The organism is Pseudoxanthomonas sp. LjRoot143 (assembly GCF_964252945.1).
Lineage (GTDB): Bacteria > Pseudomonadota > Gammaproteobacteria > Xanthomonadales > Xanthomonadaceae > Pseudoxanthomonas_A.
Window position 1 is genome coordinate 3,700,567 of record NZ_CAXUPM020000001.1, and the last position, 20,420, is coordinate 3,720,986.

Sequence of the window (20,420 nt, forward strand, 5' to 3'; positions counted from 1 at the left end):
GGCGGAAGGACAAGGGCTTGCCCGTATACTAGCCCGCTTTTCCGCAGTGCACGATAACGCGATGGCCGGACAAACCATTTCATCGGCAACCACCTTCCAGGGCCTCAGTTTCCAGGCCCTGATCCAGACCCTGAACCAGTACTGGGCCGAACAGGGCTGCGTGCTGATCCAGCCGTTGGACCTGGAAGTCGGCGCCGGCACCTTCCACCCGGCCACCTTCCTGCGCGCGCTGGGACCGGAGCCGTGGAATGCCGCCTACGTGCAGCCCAGCCGCCGCCCCACCGACGGCCGCTATGGCGAAAACCCCAACCGCCTGCAGCGTTACTACCAGTACCAGGTGGTGATGAAGCCCAACCCCGACAACCTGCAGGAGCTCTATCTGGGCTCGCTGAAGGCGCTGGGCATCGATCCGCGCGTGCACGACCTGCGCTTCGTCGAGGACAACTGGGAATCGCCGACCCTCGGCGCCTGGGGCCTGGGCTGGGAAGTCTGGTTGAACGGCATGGAAGTCACCCAGTTCACCTACTTCCAGCAGGCCGGCGGCCTGGAATGCCGCCCGGTGCTGGGCGAGATCACCTACGGCCTCGAGCGCCTCTGCATGTACCTGCAGAACGTCGACAACGTCTACGACCTGGTGTGGACCGTCGGTCCACAGGGCGTGGTCACCTACGGCGACGTCTACCACCAGAACGAAGTCGAGCAGAGCACGTACAACTTCGAGCACGCCGACGTGGCCGAGCTGTTCCACCGCTTTGACGCCTGCGAGAAGGAAGCGCTGAAGCTGGTCGAAGCCGGCCTTCCCCTCCCTGCCTATGAGCAGGTCACCAAGGCCAGCCACAGCTTCAACCTGCTGGACGCGCGCCGCGCGATCTCCGTCACCGAGCGCCAGCGCTACATCCTGCGCGTGCGCAAGCTGGCGCAGGCCGTCGCCGAGGCGTACCACGCGCAGCGCGAGAAGCTGGGTTTCCCGGGCCTGAAGCGGGACAGCGCCGCGTGATCCTGATCGGCATGTTCGATTCGCCGTTCGTACGGCGCGTCGCCGTGGCGATGGAGCTGCACGGCGTGCCGTTCGAACACCGCGACTGGTCGGTGGGCCGCGACTTCGACCGCATCCGCGAGTACAGCCCGCTCGGGCGCGTGCCGGTGCTGGTATTGGACGATGGCGAGGCGCTGACCGAATCGGCGGTGATCCTCGACTGGCTGGATGGCCAGGCAACCGATGGTTCATCACTGCTCCCGCCGCACGGCGCGCAGCGCCGGCAGGCGCTGAAGCTGGTCGGCTATGCCACCGGCGCGGTCGAGAAGGCGCTGCTGCAGGTCATGGAGCGCGTGTTCCGCCCCGCCGAGAAAAGCCATCAGCCGTGGCTGGACCGTTGCAACACGCAGATGCGTGGCGCATTGCAGGTACTCGAAGCCGCCTGCGTCGACGCCGGTGACGCCGAATGGTTGATCGGCGATCGCATCGGCCTGGCCGACATCACCCTGGCCTGTTTCTGCACCTATGTGCGAGATGCGGTGCCGTTCGACCTGGATGCATTCCCGGCATTGTCCGCGCGCGTCGCGCGTTACGAGGCGTTGCCGGTGTTGCAGAAGTTCTACGTGCCGTTCGATGCGCCGGTTCCCGGCGCCGCGGCCCCCGCGAAGGATTGAAGATGAGCCAGACCTCCTCCCTGCTGATCGAACTGGGCACCGAAGAGCTGCCGGTCAAGGCGCTGCCCGGCCTGGCGCAGGCCTTCTTCGATGGCGTGACCACGGCGCTGGAGAAGCGTGGCATCGGTTTCGAACGTGGCGACGCCAAGCCGCTGTACACCCCGCGCCGCCTGGCGGTGCTGCTGCCGGCGGTGGACGTGGAGCAGCCGGAGCAGAAGTCCGAAGTGCTCGGCCCGTACCTCAACATCGCGCTGGACGCGAACGGCGCGCCGACCAAGGCGCTGGAAGGCTTCGCCGCCAAGGCCGGCATCGACTGGACGCAGCTGGAACGCACCACCGACGGCAAGGGCGAACGCTTCGTCCATCGCGCGGTGAAGCCCGGCGCGAAGACCGCCGACCTGCTGGCCGAGATCGTGCGCGAAGCGCTGGCCGGCATGCCGATCCCCAAGCCGATGCGCTGGGGCGACCACGACTACGCGTTCGCGCGGCCGGTGCACTGGCTGGTGCTGCTGCTGGGCAAGGACGTGGTGCCGGCCGAGGTGCTGGGCGTGACGTCCGACCGGATGAGCCGCGGCCATCGCTTCGAGCACGACAAGCCGGTGTGGATCAACAATCCCGATGAGTACGTCATCGCGCTGGAAAGCGCGAAGGTGCTGGTCGATCCCGATGCCCGCCGTGCGCGCATCGTCGATGAAGTGCAGAAGTCCGCGGCGCAGGCCGGCGGCAGCGCGCGCATCACCGACGACAACCTGGAGCAGGTCGTCTGCCTGACCGAATGGCCGGCGGCGGTGCTGTGCAGTTTCGAATCCGCGTTCCTCGCCGTGCCGCAGGAAGCGCTGATCGAGACGATGGAGATCAACCAGAAGTTCTTCCCGGTGCTGAGCGACGGCGGCAAGCTGACCGAGCACTTCATCGGCATCGCCAACATCCAGTCGCAGGACGTTGCGGAAGTGCGCAAGGGCTACGAGCGCGTGATCCGTCCGCGCTTCGCCGATGCGAAGTTCTTCTTCGACGAAGACCTGAAGCAGGGCCTCGCCTCGATGGGCGACGGCCTGAAGACCGTCACCTACCAGGCCAAGCTGGGCAGCGTCGCCGACAAGGTCGCGCGCGTGGCCGCGCTGGCCGAGACCATCGCCGCGCAGGTCGGCGCCGATCCGGCGCAGGCGCGCCGCGCCGCCGAACTGGCGAAGAACGACCTGCAGTCGCGCATGGTCAACGAGTTCCCGGAGCTGCAGGGCATCGCCGGCCGCCACTACGCCCTCGCCGCCGGTGAGCCGAAAGAAATCGCGCTGGCCATCGACGAGGCCTACCAGCCGCGCTTCGCCGGCGACGACATCGCGCTGTCGCCGTTGGGCAAGGTGCTGGCGATCGCCGAGCGTCTGGACACGCTGGCTGGTGGTTTCGCTGCAGGGTTGAAGCCGACCGGCAACAAGGATCCGTTCGCGCTGCGTCGCAATGCGCTGGGCCTGGCGAGGACGGTGATCGAGAGCGGGTTCAACCTCTCGATCAAGGACCTGATCGCCAAGGCAATCGAGGCGATCGGTCCGCTGCCGACCGGCAAGGACAACGCCACCGCGCTCGCCGACGGCAACGAACTCTACGACTTCATCCTCGACCGCCTGCGCAGTTACTACGCTGACAAGGGCGTGCCGGCCGCGCACTTCACCGCGGTGGCGGAACTGAAGCCGGCGTCGCTGTACGACTTCGACACGCGCCTGGATGCCATCGGCACCTTCGCGACGCTGCCGGAAGCCGAAGCACTGGCCGCGGCGAACAAGCGCATCGGCAACATCCTGAAGAAGGCCGACATCGCCATCCCGCATGCGATCGACCGGTCACTGCTGAACGACCCGGCCGAAAGCGCATTGGCCGAAGCGGTGGAAGCCGTACTCGGCGAGACCGACGAAGCCCTGCACCACCACGACTACGTGACCGTACTGAACCACCTCGCACGCCTGCGTCCGCAGGTCGACGCGTTCTTCGACAGCGTGATGGTCAACGCCGACGACCTGGCCGTGCGCGGCAACCGCCTGGCCCTGCTGAAGCGCCTGGCCGACCGCTTCCGTGCGGTCGCGGCGATCGAGCATCTGTCGAGCTGAGTCCCCGCGCCGTCTCCGCCGTCATCCCGGCGAAGGCCGGGACCCAGCGACTTCTGTCAGATCCAAGGTCGCGCGCTAAAGACACTGGGTCCCGGCTTTCGCCGGGATGACGATGGTTGGGACTCAGCGCAATAACCGCCGGTTCTCGTGAACCGCTACTCGCTCGAACAGCGCACCCCTTCACCCTGCTTAACCTGCACCGGGTATCCTCCCCGCATGCGTCGATTCCCCCGCTTCGCCACCTTCGTCGTCCTGCTCGCCGCCACGGCTCCGGCCTGGGCCGCGGCCATCGTCGACAAGGTGCAGGTCGAAGGGCTGGACGACGAGTTGATGGTCGAGAACATCAACGCCGCGCTGTCGCTGAACGACTCGCTGGGCAAGCGACTGGGCGAGTCACGGCTGGAATACCTGCTGGGCGAGGCCGTCGCCGAAACGCGCGAAGCGCTGGAACCGTTCGGTTATTACTCGCCCACCGTCACCCTCGACGCGCCCCGCACCGACGGCGCCGACGACGAACGCCTGACGGTGACCGTGCGCGTCGATCTCGGCGAACCGGTACGCGTGCGCAAGCGCGACCTCTCGATCGAGGGCGAAGGTGGCGACGACCGCTACCTCAAGGAAGACCTGGCGGCGTTCGCGCCCGCCGTCGGCGACGTCTTCGACCACACCACGTACGAGGCCAGCAAGCTGGCCATCGTGCGGCGCCTCGCGGACCGTGGTTACTTCGATGCCGACTTCACCCACCGGCGCGTCGAGGTCACGCGCGCCGACCACGCCGCCGACATCGCATTGGGCTGGGTCAGCGGCATCCGCTACGACATGGGCACCACCACCTTCCACCAGGACAAGTTCGATCCCGGCCTGCTGGAGAAACTGGTGTACTGGGAAGAAGGCAGCTACTTCCACCAGGGCAAGCTGGACCGCCTACGCGAGTCGCTGGTGGGACTGGACTACTTCTCCAGCATCGACATCCAGGCCAATCCCGACAAGGCCGAGGACGGCCGCGTGCCGATCGACGTGAACCTGGAGCTGGCCAAGCGCGACATCTACACCGCCGGCCTCAGCTACGGCACCGAGAGCGGTCCCGGTATCCGGCTGGGCCTGGACCGTCGCTACGTCAATTCGCGCGGACACAAGCTGTCCACCCACCTGGACTACGCGCAGAAGCGCAAGACGCTGCTGACGCAGTACCGCATCCCGGCGTTCAAGTGGCTGGACGGCTGGTACACCGTCGGCGTGCAGGCCAGCGATGAGCAGACCGACTACATCGACCTGCGCCATGTCGAGTTCACCGGCAGCCGCAGCGGCCAGGTCAGCGAGGACTGGACGGCGGTCGCGTCGATCCATGCGCTGCGCGAACGCTGGCGCTACGTCGAGAACGATCCGCTCACCGGCCTGCCCGACACCACCGTGCAGTACGCCACGTTCACCTACCCGTCGCTGCGCGCGGACTACACCAACTCGCCGGTGGGTTCGAACCGGCCCGACCAGCTGGCCGGCTCCATCCTGCTGCGCGGCGGCGTGGACGGCGCGGGGTCGGACGCCAACTTCATGCAGTTCCACATGCGTGCGCGGTGGTCGCAGCGCTACAAGACCAACAGCGCGCTGATCGTGCGCGGCGAGTACGGCCACACCTTCACCAGCTCGCTGGTGGCGATGCCGCCGTCGCTGCGCTTCTTCGCCGGCGGCGACCGCAGCATCCGCGGCTACGCCTGGCGCGAAGTCGGCCCGCGGCGCGGCGACTATGCGCTGGGTGCGAAGAACGTGCTGACCGGCAGCGTCGAGTACGAGCTGTATCCGAACGGCGGACCGTTCGGTGGCGCCGTCTTCGTCGACACCGGCAGCGCCTTCGACGGCACGCGTCCCGACCTGAGCACCGGCGTGGGCATCGGCTTCCGCTGGCGCTCGCCGGTGGGACCGGTGCGGCTCGACGTGGCGCATGGCCTCAACGACCCGGATTCCAGCTTCCAGATCTACCTCAACATCGGGACGGATCTGTGAGGAAGCACAAGCTCCCGGACAACCTCACGCCCGAAGAGCGCGACGCGCGCATCGCAGAACTGCGCGCGCGCCGCAAGGCACGCATGCGCACGCTGGCGATCCGCAGCGCGATCGGCACCGGCATCCTCACCGTCCTGTTGTGCATCGGCCTGTACTGGCTGCTGCAGACCGTGGCGGGCCGCGACGTGCTGCTGGCGCAGATCAAGGCACGCCTGCCGGCGGATGCTTCATTGAACTACCGCGAAGCGGAGGGACCCATCGCCGGCCCGCTGACCTTGCGCGGCGTCGACTTCCGCTGGGACAAGATCCGCTTCACCGCCGAGGAGGTCTACCTGGAGCCGGACCTGCGCCCGCTGCTCGGCAAGCGCCTGCGCCTGGACGTGCTGAAACTGCGCGGCGCGATGCTCGACGTACCCGAAAGCGACGAACCGTTCGAACTGCCGCACTGGCCCGACCTGCTGCCGCAGATCGAAATGCCATTGGCGATCCAGGCCGACAAGCTGGAGATCGACCGCTTTCTGGTCCGCCAGAGCGGCCAGCCCGTCATCGACATCACGCATGCCAGCGGCGGCATCGATATCGGCAACGGCTACGTGATCGCCGAGAAGCTGGCCATCGCCAGCGATCGTGGCGCCTTCGGCGTGCACGGCAGTTACGCGCCGCGCGACGGCTACGCGACCGACCTCACGGCCACCGGCGTGTTCCCTGCCCCGCTCGGACGCACACCGGCCCGCATCGGGCTGGTGGCGCGCGGCAACCGCGCACGCATGAATGTCGGCGTGTCCGGCGCCGCACCCGCACCGCTGCGGGCGACGCTCACCCTGCGCGGCGAGACGAGACCGACGTGGAACTTCGCGGCAAAGAGCGAAGCCCTGGATCTGTCGCTGCTCGGCGTGATGGACGACAGCACGCCGGTGTCGTTCGACCTGGTCGCCAAGGGCGCCGGTGGCGCTGCCGACCTGCAGGGCACTGTGCAGCAGGGCGACATCGCGGTCGTCATCGAACCCTCGCATGCACGCATCGATGGCGAAGTGCTGACCGTGGAGCCGCTGGCGATCCGCGCGTTCGATGGTTACGCCTCGCTGCGCGGCCGTGCCGACTTCACCGTGCCGGAGAATCCCGAGTTCCGCTTCGCCGTCAACGCACGCGGACTGCGCTGGGGCACCGAGGCGGACAGCATGATCGGCACCGAAGGCGACTTCGGCGTCGCCGGCAAGCTGGAGGAATGGGCAGCGCTGGGCAAGGCCACGCTGACGCGCGGCGACGACAGCGCCGTGCTGGAGTTCGATGGCAGCGGCAACGCCGAGCGCGCGCAGGTGAAGACGCTGCGCGCCACCATGCCGACCGGCACACTGGATGCCACCGGCACCGTCGGCTGGTCGCCCGCCCTGGACTGGGACGTCACCGCGACGCTGGCCGGCTTCGATCCCGGCTACTTCGCCGCTGGCTGGAACGGGAACATTTCCGGCAACCTCGCCTCGAAGGGACAGCAGCGCGAGGACGGCCTGCTCAAGGGCACGCTGGATATCCCGAAGCTCAGCGGCCGCCTGCGCGACCGCCCGCTGGATGCCCGCGGCACCTTCGCGCTGGACGGCAACAACGGCGAAGGCGATCTCGCGCTGTCGCTCGGCGGCAGCCGCGTCACCGCGAAGGGCAAGGTCGGCGACACGCTGGACGTGGATGCCGCGCTCAGTCCGCTGAACCTGGCGGACCTGCTGCCCGACGCCAGCGGCACGTTGGCCGGCACGGTCAATCTCACCGGTGCACGCACCGCACCTAACATCGACGCCGACCTCGGCGGCGAGAACCTGCGCTGGAACGACTGGAGTGCGGGCACGCTGAGCCTGCGCGGGCGCCTGCCCTGGCGCAGCGGCGACGGCGACCTCGCCCTGCAGGGCAGCGCGGTGGATGTCGGCACCGTGCTGGACAGCGTGACCGTCAATGCGCGTGGCGCGGTGGAAGATCTGCGCTTCGACGGCGACGCCCGCAATGCCATGGGCGCGGTCGCGTTGTCGGGCACGGCAGAAAAGCGCGGTGCCAATTGGCAGGGCTCGCTGGACGCGCTGCGTATCGCACCGTCCAAGGGCAATCCGTGGACGCTGCGGCAGCCTGCCCGCTTCGCGCAGAACGGCGCCAACTGGACGCTGTCGGAAAGCTGCCTCGGTTCGGACATCGGCGGCGCGCTGTGCGCCAGCGCCAACTGGCCGCGACAGGGACTGGAGGTGCGCGGCGAAGCCTTGTCGCTGGCGCTGGTGCAACCATGGCTGCCGCCGGCCGATGGTCGTCCGCTGACGCTGCGCGGCGAGTTCACGCTGGATGCGACGCTGCGCCCGGCCGGCAACGCCTGGCAGGGCGAGGTGCATCTGGCATCGCTCGATGGCGGCCTGAAGATGGGCACCACCGCGCGCGGCGAGATCATCCGCTACGACAACTTCACCCTCGATGTGGACTTCACGCCGCAGCGGATCCAGGGCCGCCTCGGCACCGGCTTCAAGGGCGACGGCTATGTCGATGCGACCTTCAATACCGGCTGGGATGCGTTCGCGCCGCTGAAGGGCGACCTGTACTTCCACAACTCGCGCCTGTTCTGGATGGAGCTGTTCTCGCCGGACCTCGTGCGCCCGCAGGGCAAGCTGGCCGGCCATATCGGCGTCGCCGGCACGCGCGGCCACCCACTGCTGAGCGGTGAGGCCACGCTGACCGAGTTCACCGGCGAACTGCCGGCGCTCGGCGTGTCGCTGACCGATGGCGGTGCGGAACTGGTCGCGCTGTCCGACGGCAGCGCGCGCATCGACGGCAGCATGAAGACGGTGTCGTCCACCGGCGGCACCGGCACCGGCGGCGTGCTCAACGTGGCCGGCACGCTGGGCTGGAACAACGACACCACGCCGCTGCAGTTCCAGGTGCGTGGCGACAACGTGCTGGTCTCCGACACGACCGACCTGCGTGCGGTCGCCTCGCCGAACATCCAGGTAGGCTTCGCCGACAACACCATCCAGGTGCGCGGCGAGGTGGGCATCCCGTCCGCCACGATCGACGTGGAGAAACTCGACAGCGGCGTCTCCGCGTCGGAAGACGTGGTGATCCTCGATCCCGTCGACCCCGAGCGTGCGCCGAGTTCGCGGCTGGACCTGGACCTCGCCCTGAAGGTCGGCGACAAGGTGGAACTGAAGGGCTACGGCCTGGAGGGCACGCTGGCCGGCACCATGCACGTGCGTTCGCAACCGGGCCGCGAAATGCTGGCGACCGGCCGCCTCGATGTCGACGGCCGCTACGAGGCTTACGGCCAGAAGCTGCGCATCACCCGTGGCGAACTGGCGTGGAGCAACAACGCGGTCTCCGATCCGCGCATCAACATCCGCGCCGAGCGCGAAGTGGTCAGTGCGGGCGTCACCGCCGGCATCGATGTCACCGGCCGTGCCAGCCAGCCGCGCGCACGCGTGTGGTCGAATCCGGCGATGGCCGAATCCGAAGCGCTTGCCTACCTGGTCCTGGGCCGCTCGCTCAACACCGCCAGCAGCGACGAAAGCCAGCGCATCAACGCGGCCTCGTCCGCGCTCGGCGCCGGCGCCGGCCTGCTGGCCTCCCAGCTCGGCGCGAAGATCGGCCTGGACGATGCCGGCGTGCTGGAATCGCGCACGCTGGGCGGATCGGTGTTCGGCGTGGGCAAGTACCTCTCGCCGAAGCTCTACGTCAGCTACGGCGTCTCGATGGTCGGTTCCGGCTCGGCGGTCACGCTGAAGTACCTGCTGCGCAAGGGCTTCGACGTGGAAATCGAGTCGAGCACCACCGAGACGCGCGGCTCGATCAACTGGCGCAAGGAGAAGTAGCCGTGCGGCCGTCGCTGACGGCGCACCGCTTGCGCGCGCACGGCATCAGCGCGCCACTCGGATCGTCGCCCGCCGACGCCGTGCGGCACATGGCCGCGATGCAGGCCCAGGACTACCACGCCGCGCTGTGGGCGGTTGGCCTGCGCACGGCGGACGCGACGCAGGCCGATGTCGAGGGCGACATCGCGCGCGGCGAGATCGTGCGCACCTGGCCGATGCGCGGCACGCTGCACCTGCTGGCGCGCGAGGATGTGCGCTGGATGGTCGCGCTGCTCGCGCCGCGCGTGCAGGCCGCGAACGCCGGACGCATCTCCCGTGAGCTGGGTCTCGACGCGACGACGCTGGCGCGTGGTCGGCGCGTGGTGGAACGTGCCTTGTCCACCGGCACGCCGATGGCGCGCGCTGACCTGTACGCCTGCATGGATGCCGCCGGCATCGTCAGCCGCGACCAGCGTGGTCTTCATCTGCTGAACTGGCTGGCGCACGAAAGCGTGATCTGTCACGGACCCCGCGTGGGCAAGCAGCCGACATTCGTGCTGATGGATGCCTGGGTGCCGCCAGCCGCAGCCCTCGCGCGCGACGAAGCGCTGCATCGCCTCGCGTTACGCTATCTGCAGGGCCATGGGCCTGCGACCACCGCCGATCTCGCGTGGTGGTCGGGACTGACGCAAAAGGATACGCAACAGGCACTGGCGTCCGCGTCATCCCACCTTGAGCAGGAGACACACGGCGGCACGACTTGGTGGTGGCGTAGCGATGCGCCTGAACCTCCGCGATCGCGTGCCGTGCACTTGCTGCCGGCGTTCGACGAATACCTGATCGGCTACCGTGATCGCACCCCGGTACTGGATGCCGCGCTGACGCGGCGCGTGTTCAGCATCAACGGACTCGTGGCCGCCACCGCCATCGTCGGTGGCCGCGTCGCGGCGACCTGGAAGCGCGCCGTCGCCGATGGCGACGTGGTGTTCGATCCGCTACGTCCGCTGGAAGACGCCGAACACGCCTCCCTCCTTCGCGCTGCACAACGCTGGCGGCGCTTTCTCGGCGACGCGCCGTGATGGACGACGCGACACAGATCGTCATTGCCGCATCGGGAAGCGCCCGATATCGTCCCCTCTTCTCCGCTGGATCCTGACCATGCGCCGTCGATTCCCGATCACCACCCTTGCCCTGGGCGTCGCCCTGTCCCTGCCCGCCCACGCCGACGAAGGCATGTGGATGCCGTCGCAACTGCCGCAGCTTGGCAAGACGCTGCGCGAGGCCGGCTTCAAGGGCGACCCGAAGACGCTCGCCGACGTCACCGCCGCGCCGCTGAGTGCCGTGGTGCGTGCCGGCGGCGGCACCGGCGCGTTCGTTTCGCAGGACGGCCTGATCCTGACCAACCACCACGTCGCCTATGGCGTGATCCAGTACAACAGCAAGCCCGGGCACAACCTGATCGACGACGGCTTCATCGCCGCCGACCGTACGGGCGAACTGCCGGCCAATCCGGATTTCCGGGTACTGGTCACGGTCGGCTACGACAAGGTCACCGACGCGGTGTTGAAGGAGACCGCGGGCAAGACCGGGCGCGCCTACTTCGACGCGGTGGACCGCGCCAGCAAGGCCATCGTGGCCGAATGCGAAGCCGAGGGCGGCGTACGCTGCAGCGTCGCCAACATGTACTACGGCACCGATTTCTACCGGATCACCCAGCTGGAGCTGCGCGACATCCGCCTGGCCTACGCACCGCCGCGCGCGATCGGCAACTACGGCGATGAGATCGACAATTTCATGTGGCCGCGCCATACCGGCGACTTCACCCTGTTGCGCGCCTACGTCGGCAAGGACGGCAAGCCCGCGTCCTATAGCCCCGACAATGTCCCGTACGCCGCGCCGGCGCATCTCGCGCTCGCCAAGGACGGTCCCAAGGCCGGCGACTACGCGATGCTCGCCGGCTACCCCGGCATCACCTATCGCCATCGCACGGCGGCGGAGTTCGAAGAACAGATCACCTGGACGCTGCCCACCCGCGTGGCGGTGTTCGACCAGCTGATCGATGTGGTGGAAGCCGCGGGCGCGAAGGATGCCGACGCGAAGACACGCTATGCCGCACAGCTGCAGTCGCTGAAGAACCAGCGCAAGCGTGCCGCCGGCGAACTGGAAGGCCTGCGCCGCAGCGATGCGGTGCGTGTCCGCGACGACGACGAGCGCAGCATGCTCGCCACCGGAGCCGCGACGAAGGAACGCGGCGACATCGACGCGCTGGCCGCGTCGATCGCCGGCGGCTCGGCCGTACGCGAACGCGAGCTGCTGCTGAACCTGTTCGGCGCGCAGTCGCAGCTGATGCGCACCGCGATCACGCTGGAGCGGCTGCGTGTGGAGTCCGCCAAGCCGGATGCAGAACGCGAAAACGGCTTCCAGGCGCGCGACCACGCCATGATCGAAGGCATCCTGAAGCAGGTGCAGCGCCGTTACGCACCCGAGGTCGAAAAGGCGCTGCTCACCGTCCTGCTGACCCGCTACCAGCAGTTGCCGGACGCGCAGCGTCTTCCTGCCTTCGATGCCGCGTTCGGTCGCACGCCCGCGGCGCTGAAGCAGGCCCTCGACACGCTGTACGCGGGCACGAAGCTCGGCGACGAAGCCGAACGGCTGTCGCGCTTTGCAGCGGCACGCGAAGGCAAGCCGCTGGCCGCCGATCCGCTGATCGCGCTGGCGGCGATGCTGGTGCCCGTGCAGCTGACGCTGGAGAACGAACGCAAGACGCGTGAAGGCGAACAGCTGCGCCTGCGCCCCGCCTACATGCGCGCCCTGTTCGCGTGGCGCACGCAGCAGGGCCGTGCGCTGTACCCGGACGCCAACGGCACGTTGCGCGTGAGCTTCGGCAAGGTCGACGGCTTCTCCCCGCGCGACGGCATCCGATACACGCCGGTGACCACGGTGGCCGGCATCGTCGAGAAGAACACCGGCAAGGTGCCGTTCGATGCGCCGAAGCCGCTGCTCGACGCCATCGCGAAGGGTGACTTCACCGGCACCGAGGATCCGGCGCTGAAGACGCAGACGGTCAACTTCCTGACCAATCTCGACACGACAGGCGGCAACTCCGGCTCGCCCGTGCTCAACGCGCGCGGCGAACTGATAGGCCTGAATTTCGACAGCAACTGGGAATCCGTCAGCGCCAGCTGGATGTTCGACCCGCGCTACAAGCGCGCCGTCCACGTCGACATGCGCTACCTGCGCTGGCTGATGGGCAAGGTCTACCCGGCGCCGCATCTGCTGAAGGAAATGGGCGTCCGCTGAGCATGTTTGTCACCGTCGCCAGCTTCCTCGATCCGCTCGAAGCCCGCATCGTGCACGGACGCCTGACGGCCGAAGGCATTGATGCCTACTTGGCCGACGAACAGCAGGCGATCAACGACTGGTACATGCGCCAAGCGCTCGGCGGCGTGAAGATCCGCGTCCTGCGCGAACAGGCGGAAGAGGCGCGTGCGTTGATCGCGCAACTCGCCCAAGGTGCATTGGCATTGGAAAACGAAAGCGCCGACCCGATGGCTAGGGATGCAGCGCCGATCGACTCGCTGTCACAGCGGCTCGCCTTCCTCGGCCTCTTCACGCTGGGCCTTCCCCTGCCATGGCGTCGGCGACGTCAGACAGGCGTCTGACCCTCCGTAGGCAACCACGTGAATACCCTGCTCGCCCCCGACGACGACCCGCGACCGATCGCACCCGAGCCACCGCTGCCCAGCGACTGCTGCAACAGCGGCTGCCCGATCTGCGTGCACGACCTGTACGCGGAGCAGCTGCAGCACTATCGCGAGCAGTTGGCGGCGTGGGAGGCGAGGCATCCCGGCGTTGAGTGACGCTTGTTGTGGGAGCGACGTAAGTCGCGACCGTACGCGTTCCAGCATTCCGAGCAGAGGCGAGCTCCAGCTCGGCTAGGCGTCTACGGTCGCGACTTACGTCGCTCCTACAGGTGCTTCTCGCCGATCACGCCACGCGCGTGCGCCGCGCACGCTCCAGATGCACCAGCAGCAGCGAGATGGCGGCGGGTGTCATGCCGGGAATGCGCTGCGCCTGGCCGATGGTCTCGGGCTGCACGCGGTCGAGTTTCTGCTGCACTTCGGCCGACAGGCCGCGCACGGCAGCGAAGTCGAAACCAGCTGGGATCGGCGTGGATTCGTTGCGCTGCTGGCGTTCGATCTCGTCGCGCTGGCGATCGAGGTAGCCGGCGTACTTCACGCCGATCTCGACCTGCTCGGCGACCTGGGCATCGTCCACGCCGGGTCCGATCGACGGCACGGCGACCAGCTTCGCGTAGTCCAGCTCCGGACGCTTGATCAGGTCGAGCACGTTGGTCTCGCGGCTGACCTGCACGCCGAGCGTGTCGGCGACCTCACGGCCCAGCGCATTGGCGGGCGTGGCCCACAGCGCGCGCAGGCGGCCGGTCTCGCGTGTAATAGCCTCGCGCTTGGCGTCGAAGCGCTGCCAGCGCGCGTCGTCGACCAAGCCCAGCGAGCGGCCGGTCTCGGTGAGCCGCAGATCGGCATTGTCCTCGCGCAGCTGCAACCGGTATTCGGCGCGGCTGGTGAACATGCGGTACGGCTCCTTGGTGCCGTGCGTGATCAGGTCGTCGACCAGCACGCCGACATAGGCCTCGTCGCGACGCGGCGACCACGCGTCCTTCTGCTGCACGAACCGCGCCGCGTTGAGGCCGGCGAGCAGGCCCTGCGCCGCGGCTTCTTCGTAACCCGTCGTACCGTTGATCTGTCCGGCGAAGAACAGGCCGGCGACGGCCTTCGTTTCCAGCGATGCCTTCAGGCCGCGCGGATCGAAGAAGTCGTATTCGATCGCATAGCCGGGGCGCGTGATGTGCGCGTTTTCCATGCCGCGGATGCTGCGCACCAGCGCCAGCTGCACGTCGAACGGCAGTGAGGTGGAAATGCCGTTCGGATAGATCTCGGCGACGTCGAGGCCTTCCGGCTCGACGAAGATCTGGTGGCTGGCCTTCTCGGCGAAGCGCACCACCTTGTCCTCGATCGACGGGCAGTAGCGCGGGCCGATGCCTTCGATCTGGCCGGAGTACATCGGCGAGCGGTGCAGTGCGCCGCGGATGATCTCGTGGGTCTGCTCGCTGGTGTGGGTGATCCAGCACGAGACCTGGCGCGGATGGTCGGCGACGCTGCCCATGAACGACATCACCGGCAGCGGATCGTCGCCGGGCTGCTCTTCCATCACGGAATAATCGAGCGAGCGGCCGTCGATGCGCGGCGGCGTGCCGGTCTTCAGGCGATCGACGACGAAGGCGCCTTCGCGCAATCGCTGCGCCAGTGCGGTCGCAGGCGGATCGCCAGCGCGGCCGGCGGCGTACTGCGTCTCGCCGACGTGGATCTTGCCGGCGAGGAAGGTGCCTGCGGTCAGCACGACGGCCGGCGCATGGAACGTCAGGCCGGTCTGGGTGACGGCGCCGCGGACGGTGTTGTTCTCGATGACCAGGTCATCGACGGCCGCCTGGAACAGGGTCAGGTTGGGCTGCGCCTCCACCGCGCGGCGGATGGCGCTGCGGTAGAGCGCGCGATCTGCCTGGCAGCGCGTCGCGCGCACGGCCGGGCCCTTCGACGCGTTGAGCGTGCGCCACTGGATGCCGGCACGGTCGGCCGCCCACGCCATCACGCCGCCCAGCGCGTCGATCTCCTTTACCAGATGGCCCTTGCCAATCCCGCCGATGGCCGGGTTGCAGCTCATCGCGCCCACCGTTTCAACGTTGTGCGTCAGCAGCAGCGTGTGCGCACCGGCGCGCGCGGAAGCCAGCGCGGCCTCGGTGCCGGCATGGCCGCCGCCGATGATGATGACGTCGTAGTGGTGGAAGCGGGAGCGCATGGGGAAGGTTTGGTGGCGAAGGCCTGTGGAGGCGCGGGTACGGAAGACGGGATCCGGCATGGCAATCCGGCAAAGTTGGCACGCTTCCTGCTCTATTCCCATGCACCCGTCGTGGCAAGCGACCAGGGGCGCCGGGTTGGTAATTGGAACAGGGGCCAGCCATGCGCACGCCGGGGATGCCGGGGGCCGGTAGTCGGGGGACTACCGGCCCCTTTTTTATGCGCGCAGGATACCAGAGCAAGAAAAAAGCCCGGCAAAGCCGGGCTTTTTCGTTAGGCGCCGACGCCCGATGGGGCCGGAACAGGGGGGATCCAGATTTCCCCACCGGACGTCGACATTGAACCTTCAATTGCCGCTTACGTCAGAAAGCGACGCAACCGGTCAACCGAGGTTCGCAACCGCGTCAGCGGTGGGGGAATGGCGACGGACGGTCAGGTGGCGCGGATCACCGTTCGAGCTGGCGACTACCGCCATCGTCCCGTGGCATGGGACGGGACGGCGGTGCCGGGCGCTCCATCCGGGGCGGTGGGGCGGCGCGCTCCGGCGGCGGCGGCGGGGCCGCCCGCTCCATGTTGCGGGGCCGCTCGACCGCACGCGGCATCGACGGCGAGGAGGTCACGCGCGGAGGACGGTAGCCGCCATCGCCCACCCGGGGCTGGCTGGGCGACGGCGTCACCTGCGCCGGCCGGCCCGGAACCATGGGCTGCGCGCCGCCTTCACGCCAACGACCGGTCGGATCACGCCACGGCGGCGGGCGATTGCCGCTCCCGCCTGTCGGCGGCGGCTTGGGGGGAGGATTGTTGTCGCCCGGGCGCGGGGGGCGAGGCGGGTAATACGGGTAGTGCGACCCGTAATAGCCGTAGTAGGGATAACCGTAGTAGCTGCCATAGCGATAGGGCCCGCCGTAGCCGTAACCGTGGCCGTAGCTGCCGTAGACGCTGCCGCCGTAGTAGCCGCCGTACGGATCGGAATACTGCGTGCTCGGCCGGCCGTGGTAGTAGCCGCCCGGCGCGGTGTCGCCGACATAGTCGTACGTCGCGCAACCTCCCAGGGCGAGGCTGGCGAACACGATGGTCAAGAGAGATGAACGTTTCATGGCGGAACCCCCGTTACTCTGCCGTTGCAGCATCGGCGCGGCGCATTGAATCCGTGCTTAACCCGGCCGGTATGGCGGGAGGGGCGGAGCGTCCGCTGGCGGAGGTTCAGCGGGGGGCGATGCGCTGCTAACCTTTCCGCATGCCGATGCCTCTGCCCACCTTCGACGACGTCCTCGCCGCTGCCGCCCGTATCGCCCCCCACGCCTATGCCACCCCCGTCCTGCGCTCCCGCGCCCTGGACGCGATGGCCGGCTGCCAGCTCCATTTCAAGGCGGAGCCGCTGCAGCGGACGGGCGCCTTCAAGTTCCGCGGTGCCTGCAATGCGGTGTGGGCGCTGGACGATGCCTCGGCGGCACGTGGCGTGGTGACGCACTCGTCGGGCAACCACGGCGCCGCGCTGGCGTTGGCGGCGCGGACCCGCGGGATCGCCTGCCATGTCGTGGTGCCGGCGGGCGCGAACGCGGCGAAGCTCGCGAGCATCGCCCGTTACGGCGCGCACCTGCACACGTGTGCGGCGACCATCGACGCCCGCGAAGCCACCGCCGCCCGCGTACAGGCCGACACCGGTGCCACCCTGATCCATCCTTACACCCATCCGCACGTGATCGCCGGCCAAGGCACGGCGGCACTGGAACTGATCAATGCGCACGGGCCGCTGGAAGCCCTCGTGGCCCCTGTCGGGGGCGGCGGGCTGCTGTCGGGCACCGCGATCGCAGCCGCTGCCACGGCTCCCGGCTGTCGCATCCTGGGCGCCGAACCGGAAGGTGCGGCCGATACCGCGACATCCCTGGCCGCGGGCGAGCGCCGCGTCGAGTTCGTGCCCGACACGGTCTGCGATGGCCTGCGCGGCACCCTGGGGGAACCGAACTTCGATCTCCTGCAGAAGCACCGGGTGGACGTCGTCACCGTCCCGGACCACGACACGCTCGTCGCCATGCGCCTGCTGTGGCAATGCCTGAAGCTGCTGGTGGAACCGTCCTCGGCGATCGCGCTGGCTGCGGTCCTGCAGGCACCCGAGCGATTCGCGGGCCAACGGGTCGGCGTGCTGCTATCCGGTGGCAATGTCGACCTGGATGCCTTGCCGTGGGAGCGCGCGGCATGAACGCACACCGGCGCAAACCCAAACGCGGCGTCGTCGGCTGGGCCTTGCGCCTGCTGCTGCTTGCCGTGGTCTGGTTGGCCGGCGTGGCGGCCTACATCATCTGGGTGGGCCAGCGCGACGACGCCCAGCCAGCCGACGCCATCATAGTGCTCGGCGCGGCGGCCTACGACGCCAAGCCGTCGCCGGTGTTCGAGGAACGCATCCGCCACGGCATCGACCTCTACAAGCGCGGCCTGGCGCCGACGCTGATCTTCACCGGCGGCTATGGCGGCACCGGCGCACGCTTCTCCGAGTCGCAGGTCGCGCGCCGCTATGCGCTGCGCCAGGGCGTGCCGGAGAGGGCGATCCTCATCGAGTCGCTCTCGCGCAACACGCACGACAACCTGCGGCAGGCGCGAATTCTGATGCAGCAGCACAAGCTGCACTCCGTCATCATCGTCAGCGATCCGCTGCACATGGCGCGCGCACTGCGCATCAGCCGCGACCTGGGTATCCGCTCGGTCGGCTCGCCCACGCCGACCAGCCGTTTCCGCAGCTTCGCCACGCGCTGGCGCTTCCTGCTGCAGGAAGTCTATTTCTTCCATCGCGACCGGCTGCCGCGTTGACGGCGTGGCGTATGATCGTGGGGTCGTCCACCCCCCGGGAATCCGCATGAAGATCGACGGCACGCGCCGGCAGGACCGCGCCACCGAGCTCGTCCTCAACTACTACGCCGCCTTCAACCGCGGCGACTGGGAAAGCATGCTGGCCATGCTGACCGACGACGTGGTGCACGATCTCAACCAGGGCGCGCGCGAGACCGGCCGCGAGGCCTTCGCGACCTTTCTCGGGCGCATGAACGCCAGTTACCGCGAACAGCTGCGCGACATCGTGGTGCTGGTCACGCAGGACGGCCAGCATGCGGCTGCCGAGTACATCGTGCATGGCGAGTACCACCACACCGACGAAGGCCTGCCGCCGGCGAACGGGCAGACCTATGTGCTGCCGGGCGGCGCCTTCTTCGACATCCGCGACGACCGCATCGCACGCGTCACCAACTACTACAACCTGCAGGACTGGATCCGCCAGGTCGGCGGCTGACGCCGCCTCCCGCGCAATTATTCGCCACGTCGTCGGATCGGAATCCTCGACAGCGGTACCGTCGCGATGTCTTCGCCCTGCCCCCGGATCGGCGCACCCGGCGGCGGCGCCCATGCATGCGCATAGATGACATCCCACGTGCTCGGCAGCTTGCCGTCCTCGCGACGCAGCGGCTCGTAAGCGGTCGCCGCCGCGGCGAATCGTGCCCGTCCCGTCAAGGTGTGGCGACGCTGCTGCAGCGCGTTGGTCGCGCCCATCGCACGCAGCTCGCGCATCAAGGCGGGCAGGTCGTCGTAGGTCAGCGTGAAGCGGTCGCGATCGAGCACCGGATCGCGGAAGCCCGCTAGCATCAGGGCGTCGCCGAACTGCGCGATCGGCGGGAACGGACTGACATGCGGCGCGTCGTCGGCGTGCGCGAAGGCGTCACGCAGCTCCTGCAGCGTTTCCGGACCGAACGTCGAACACACCAGCAGGCCACCGGGCTTCAGCACGCGGCGGAAACCGTTGAACGCGGCGGGCAGGTCGTCCACCCACTGCAGGCTCAAGTTGCAGAACAGCACGTCGACGCTGCCTTCGGCCAGCGGCAGCGCGCGCAGGTCGGCGCAGACGCGCTGGAACGGCTTCCACCAGCCCGACTGCTTCTTTGCTTCGCGCAGCATCGGCATTGCCAGATCCAGTGCGATCACCTGCGCCTTCGGCCAACGCTTGCGCATGGCGGCCGCCGCATGGGCGGGGCCGCAGCCGACATCCAGCACCACTTTCGGATCCGTTGCGTCCTGACCCTGTCGCAACGTCAGGTAGTCCAGCGACTCCATCAGACGCTTCTCGACTTCGTGCTGCAGGGCCGCCGCCGCGTCGTAGCCCGCGGCTGAGCGCGAGAATGCGCGGCGGATATGGCGCTGGTCGAAGGTAGTCATGCGGCGACATCCTGCGGCAACGACTGCAGGAAACGATCGACGTCGGCTGCGACGAGGTCGGCGTGCCCAAGGAACGGCGCATGTCCGCCGCCGGCGATCTCGACGAACTGTGCGCCCGGCGCCATCTGCGCTGCTGCCCGCATCGCCTTCGACGGTACCAGCAGGTCGCGACGGCCCGCCAGCCATAGGCTGGGTACCGACAGCGAGGACAGCGCTCCGCGAAGGTCCGACTGTTCGAGCAGCTGGAGGCCCTGCTGCAATGCCTCGGCAGCGGGTTCGCCGCGCGCGTACAGATCCTGCTTCAGCGTGCGCAGTTCGCTACGGGCATGTTCGGACCCCATCGTATCCAGCGCCAGAAAACGTTCCAGCGTGCCGGCGTAGTCGTTGCGAAGATCATCGCCGAACTGCGCGAACACGCTGGCGTCCACGGCATGCGGCCAGTCATCGCTCCGCACGAAGCGCGGCGTCGCGGCGATCATCGCCAGCCCACGCACCTGCGGCGACGAGGCGGCAGCATGCAACGCGAACAGACCGCCCAGTGACCATGCCAGCCAAGCGGCCGGCGGCGTGCGTGCGAGGATGGCCTGGACGGTGGCTTCCAGCGACAGCGCTACGTCGCTGTCGCGGCTATGGCCATGGCCGGGCAGGTCGACGAGATGCAGCGTGTAGCGACCGGACAGCCGCTGCACCAGCGGCGCGAACACCCCGCCATGCAGTGCCCAGCCATGCAGCAGCACCAGAGACGGGCCACTGCCAAGAGTTTCGATATGCATGCCGCGTATTGTCGC

The 20,420-nt window shown here is 68.4% G+C and carries 16 protein-coding genes; 12 read left to right on the forward strand and 4 right to left on the reverse strand.

The annotated features are described in order from the left end of the window. Window positions 1-61 precede the first annotated feature (61 nt). From glyQ to ACSQ1W_RS17950, 9 genes are all read left to right on the forward strand, one after another. Window positions 62-997: a glycine--tRNA ligase subunit alpha gene (gene glyQ / locus ACSQ1W_RS17910; protein WP_192313011.1), complete on the forward strand. Its 936-nt coding sequence runs from the start codon at window positions 62-64 to the stop codon at window positions 995-997. Continuing rightward, window positions 994-1,650 carry a glutathione S-transferase family protein gene (locus tag ACSQ1W_RS17915; protein WP_436045132.1) on the forward strand — a complete coding sequence of 219 codons (657 nt, stop codon included), beginning with the start codon at window positions 994-996 and terminating at the stop codon, window positions 1,648-1,650. The genes glyQ and ACSQ1W_RS17915 overlap by 4 nt, the downstream gene beginning before the upstream one ends. Before the next feature lie 2 nt (window positions 1,651-1,652). Beyond that, window positions 1,653-3,749, forward strand: coding sequence for a glycine--tRNA ligase subunit beta (glyS, locus tag ACSQ1W_RS17920; RefSeq protein ID WP_436045133.1), 2,097 nt, complete (start codon window positions 1,653-1,655; stop codon window positions 3,747-3,749). A 216-nt stretch (window positions 3,750-3,965) separates the two neighbouring features. Continuing rightward, window positions 3,966-5,750, forward strand: coding sequence for an autotransporter assembly complex protein TamA (locus tag ACSQ1W_RS17925; RefSeq protein WP_436045135.1), 1,785 nt, complete (start codon window positions 3,966-3,968; stop codon window positions 5,748-5,750). Window positions 5,751-5,833: 83 nt separating this feature from the next. Next, entirely contained in the window at window positions 5,834-9,580 is a 3,747-nt protein-coding gene (locus tag ACSQ1W_RS17930; RefSeq protein WP_436046243.1) for a translocation/assembly module TamB domain-containing protein, read from the forward strand. A gap of 2 nt (window positions 9,581-9,582) precedes the next feature. Continuing rightward, window positions 9,583-10,638 carry a winged helix DNA-binding domain-containing protein gene (locus ACSQ1W_RS17935; protein ID WP_436045137.1) on the forward strand — a complete coding sequence of 352 codons (1,056 nt, stop codon included), beginning with the start codon at window positions 9,583-9,585 and terminating at the stop codon, window positions 10,636-10,638. A gap of 79 nt (window positions 10,639-10,717) precedes the next feature. Beyond that, window positions 10,718-12,859, forward strand: a complete 2,142-nt coding sequence (locus tag ACSQ1W_RS17940; RefSeq protein WP_436045139.1) for a S46 family peptidase — start codon at window positions 10,718-10,720, stop codon at window positions 12,857-12,859. 2 nt (window positions 12,860-12,861) lie between these two features. Next, window positions 12,862-13,221: a putative signal transducing protein gene (locus ACSQ1W_RS17945; protein WP_436045141.1), complete on the forward strand. Its 360-nt coding sequence runs from the start codon at window positions 12,862-12,864 to the stop codon at window positions 13,219-13,221. A gap of 18 nt (window positions 13,222-13,239) precedes the next feature. After that, the gene (locus ACSQ1W_RS17950) at window positions 13,240-13,419 is read left to right on the forward strand and encodes an oxidoreductase-like domain-containing protein (RefSeq protein ID WP_192274521.1); all 180 of its coding nucleotides are present in this window, start codon (window positions 13,240-13,242) and stop codon (window positions 13,417-13,419) included. A 127-nt stretch (window positions 13,420-13,546) separates the two neighbouring features. On the opposite strand, the gene mnmG is transcribed toward ACSQ1W_RS17950, so the two are convergent. Together mnmG and ACSQ1W_RS17960 are read right to left on the reverse strand one after the other, a co-directional pair. After that, window positions 13,547-15,436: a tRNA uridine-5-carboxymethylaminomethyl(34) synthesis enzyme MnmG gene (gene mnmG, locus ACSQ1W_RS17955; protein ID WP_436045143.1), complete on the reverse strand. Its 1,890-nt coding sequence runs from the start codon at window positions 15,434-15,436 to the stop codon at window positions 13,547-13,549. A 445-nt stretch (window positions 15,437-15,881) separates the two neighbouring features. After that, window positions 15,882-16,532, reverse strand: a complete 651-nt coding sequence (locus ACSQ1W_RS17960; protein ID WP_436045144.1) for a hypothetical protein — start codon at window positions 16,530-16,532, stop codon at window positions 15,882-15,884. A gap of 140 nt (window positions 16,533-16,672) precedes the next feature. Here ACSQ1W_RS17960 and ACSQ1W_RS17965 point away from each other — a divergent pair, with 140 nt between their 5' ends. Genes ACSQ1W_RS17965 through ACSQ1W_RS17975 form a run of 3 tightly spaced genes read left to right on the forward strand, consistent with a single transcriptional unit; the run spans window position 16,673 to window position 18,715 of the window. Further along, a complete protein-coding gene (locus ACSQ1W_RS17965) occupies window positions 16,673-17,635 on the forward strand; it encodes a threonine ammonia-lyase (RefSeq protein ID WP_436045145.1) in 963 nt (320 codons plus the stop codon). Beyond that, on the forward strand, window positions 17,632-18,240 hold the full coding sequence (locus ACSQ1W_RS17970; protein ID WP_436045146.1) for a YdcF family protein: 609 nt from the start codon (window positions 17,632-17,634) through the stop codon (window positions 18,238-18,240). Before ACSQ1W_RS17965 ends, ACSQ1W_RS17970 begins: the two co-directional genes overlap by 4 nt. A gap of 46 nt (window positions 18,241-18,286) precedes the next feature. Then, the gene (locus ACSQ1W_RS17975) at window positions 18,287-18,715 is read left to right on the forward strand and encodes a ketosteroid isomerase-related protein (RefSeq protein WP_192274526.1); all 429 of its coding nucleotides are present in this window, start codon (window positions 18,287-18,289) and stop codon (window positions 18,713-18,715) included. Between the two features lie 17 nt (window positions 18,716-18,732). Here the strand turns inward: ACSQ1W_RS17975 and bioC are convergent, their stop codons facing one another. Both bioC and bioH read right to left on the reverse strand, forming a co-directional pair. Then, window positions 18,733-19,632, reverse strand: a complete 900-nt coding sequence (gene bioC / locus ACSQ1W_RS17980) for a malonyl-ACP O-methyltransferase BioC (RefSeq protein WP_436045147.1) — start codon at window positions 19,630-19,632, stop codon at window positions 18,733-18,735. Further along, window positions 19,629-20,405, reverse strand: coding sequence for a pimeloyl-ACP methyl ester esterase BioH (gene bioH, locus ACSQ1W_RS17985; protein WP_436045149.1), 777 nt, complete (start codon window positions 20,403-20,405; stop codon window positions 19,629-19,631). The genes bioC and bioH overlap by 4 nt, the downstream gene beginning before the upstream one ends. Window positions 20,406-20,420 lie beyond the last annotated feature (15 nt).

Bases quoted from the DNA above. Each gene is read 5' to 3' on its own strand.
- ACSQ1W_RS17925 (WP_436045135.1), top strand. From the start codon at position 3,966: ATGCGTCGATTCCCCCGCTTCGCCACCTTCGTCGTCCTGCTCGCCGCC.
- ACSQ1W_RS17930 (WP_436046243.1), top strand. From the start codon at position 5,834: ATGCGCACGCTGGCGATCCGCAGCGCGATCGGCACCGGCATCCTCACC.
- bioH (WP_436045149.1), bottom strand. From the start codon at position 20,405: ATGCATATCGAAACTCTTGGCAGTGGCCCGTCTCTGGTGCTGCTGCAT.
- glyQ (WP_192313011.1), top strand. From the start codon at position 62: ATGGCCGGACAAACCATTTCATCGGCAACCACCTTCCAGGGCCTCAGT.
- ACSQ1W_RS17940 (WP_436045139.1), top strand. From the start codon at position 10,718: ATGCGCCGTCGATTCCCGATCACCACCCTTGCCCTGGGCGTCGCCCTG.
- ACSQ1W_RS17965 (WP_436045145.1), top strand. From the start codon at position 16,673: ATGCCGATGCCTCTGCCCACCTTCGACGACGTCCTCGCCGCTGCCGCC.
- glyS (WP_436045133.1), top strand. From the start codon at position 1,653: ATGAGCCAGACCTCCTCCCTGCTGATCGAACTGGGCACCGAAGAGCTG.
- mnmG (WP_436045143.1), bottom strand. From the start codon at position 15,436: ATGCGCTCCCGCTTCCACCACTACGACGTCATCATCATCGGCGGCGGC.
- ACSQ1W_RS17945 (WP_436045141.1), top strand. From the start codon at position 12,862: ATGTTTGTCACCGTCGCCAGCTTCCTCGATCCGCTCGAAGCCCGCATC.
- ACSQ1W_RS17975 (WP_192274526.1), top strand. From the start codon at position 18,287: ATGAAGATCGACGGCACGCGCCGGCAGGACCGCGCCACCGAGCTCGTC.
- ACSQ1W_RS17970 (WP_436045146.1), top strand. From the start codon at position 17,632: ATGAACGCACACCGGCGCAAACCCAAACGCGGCGTCGTCGGCTGGGCC.
- bioC (WP_436045147.1), bottom strand. From the start codon at position 19,632: ATGACTACCTTCGACCAGCGCCATATCCGCCGCGCATTCTCGCGCTCA.
- ACSQ1W_RS17960 (WP_436045144.1), bottom strand. From the start codon at position 16,532: ATGAAACGTTCATCTCTCTTGACCATCGTGTTCGCCAGCCTCGCCCTG.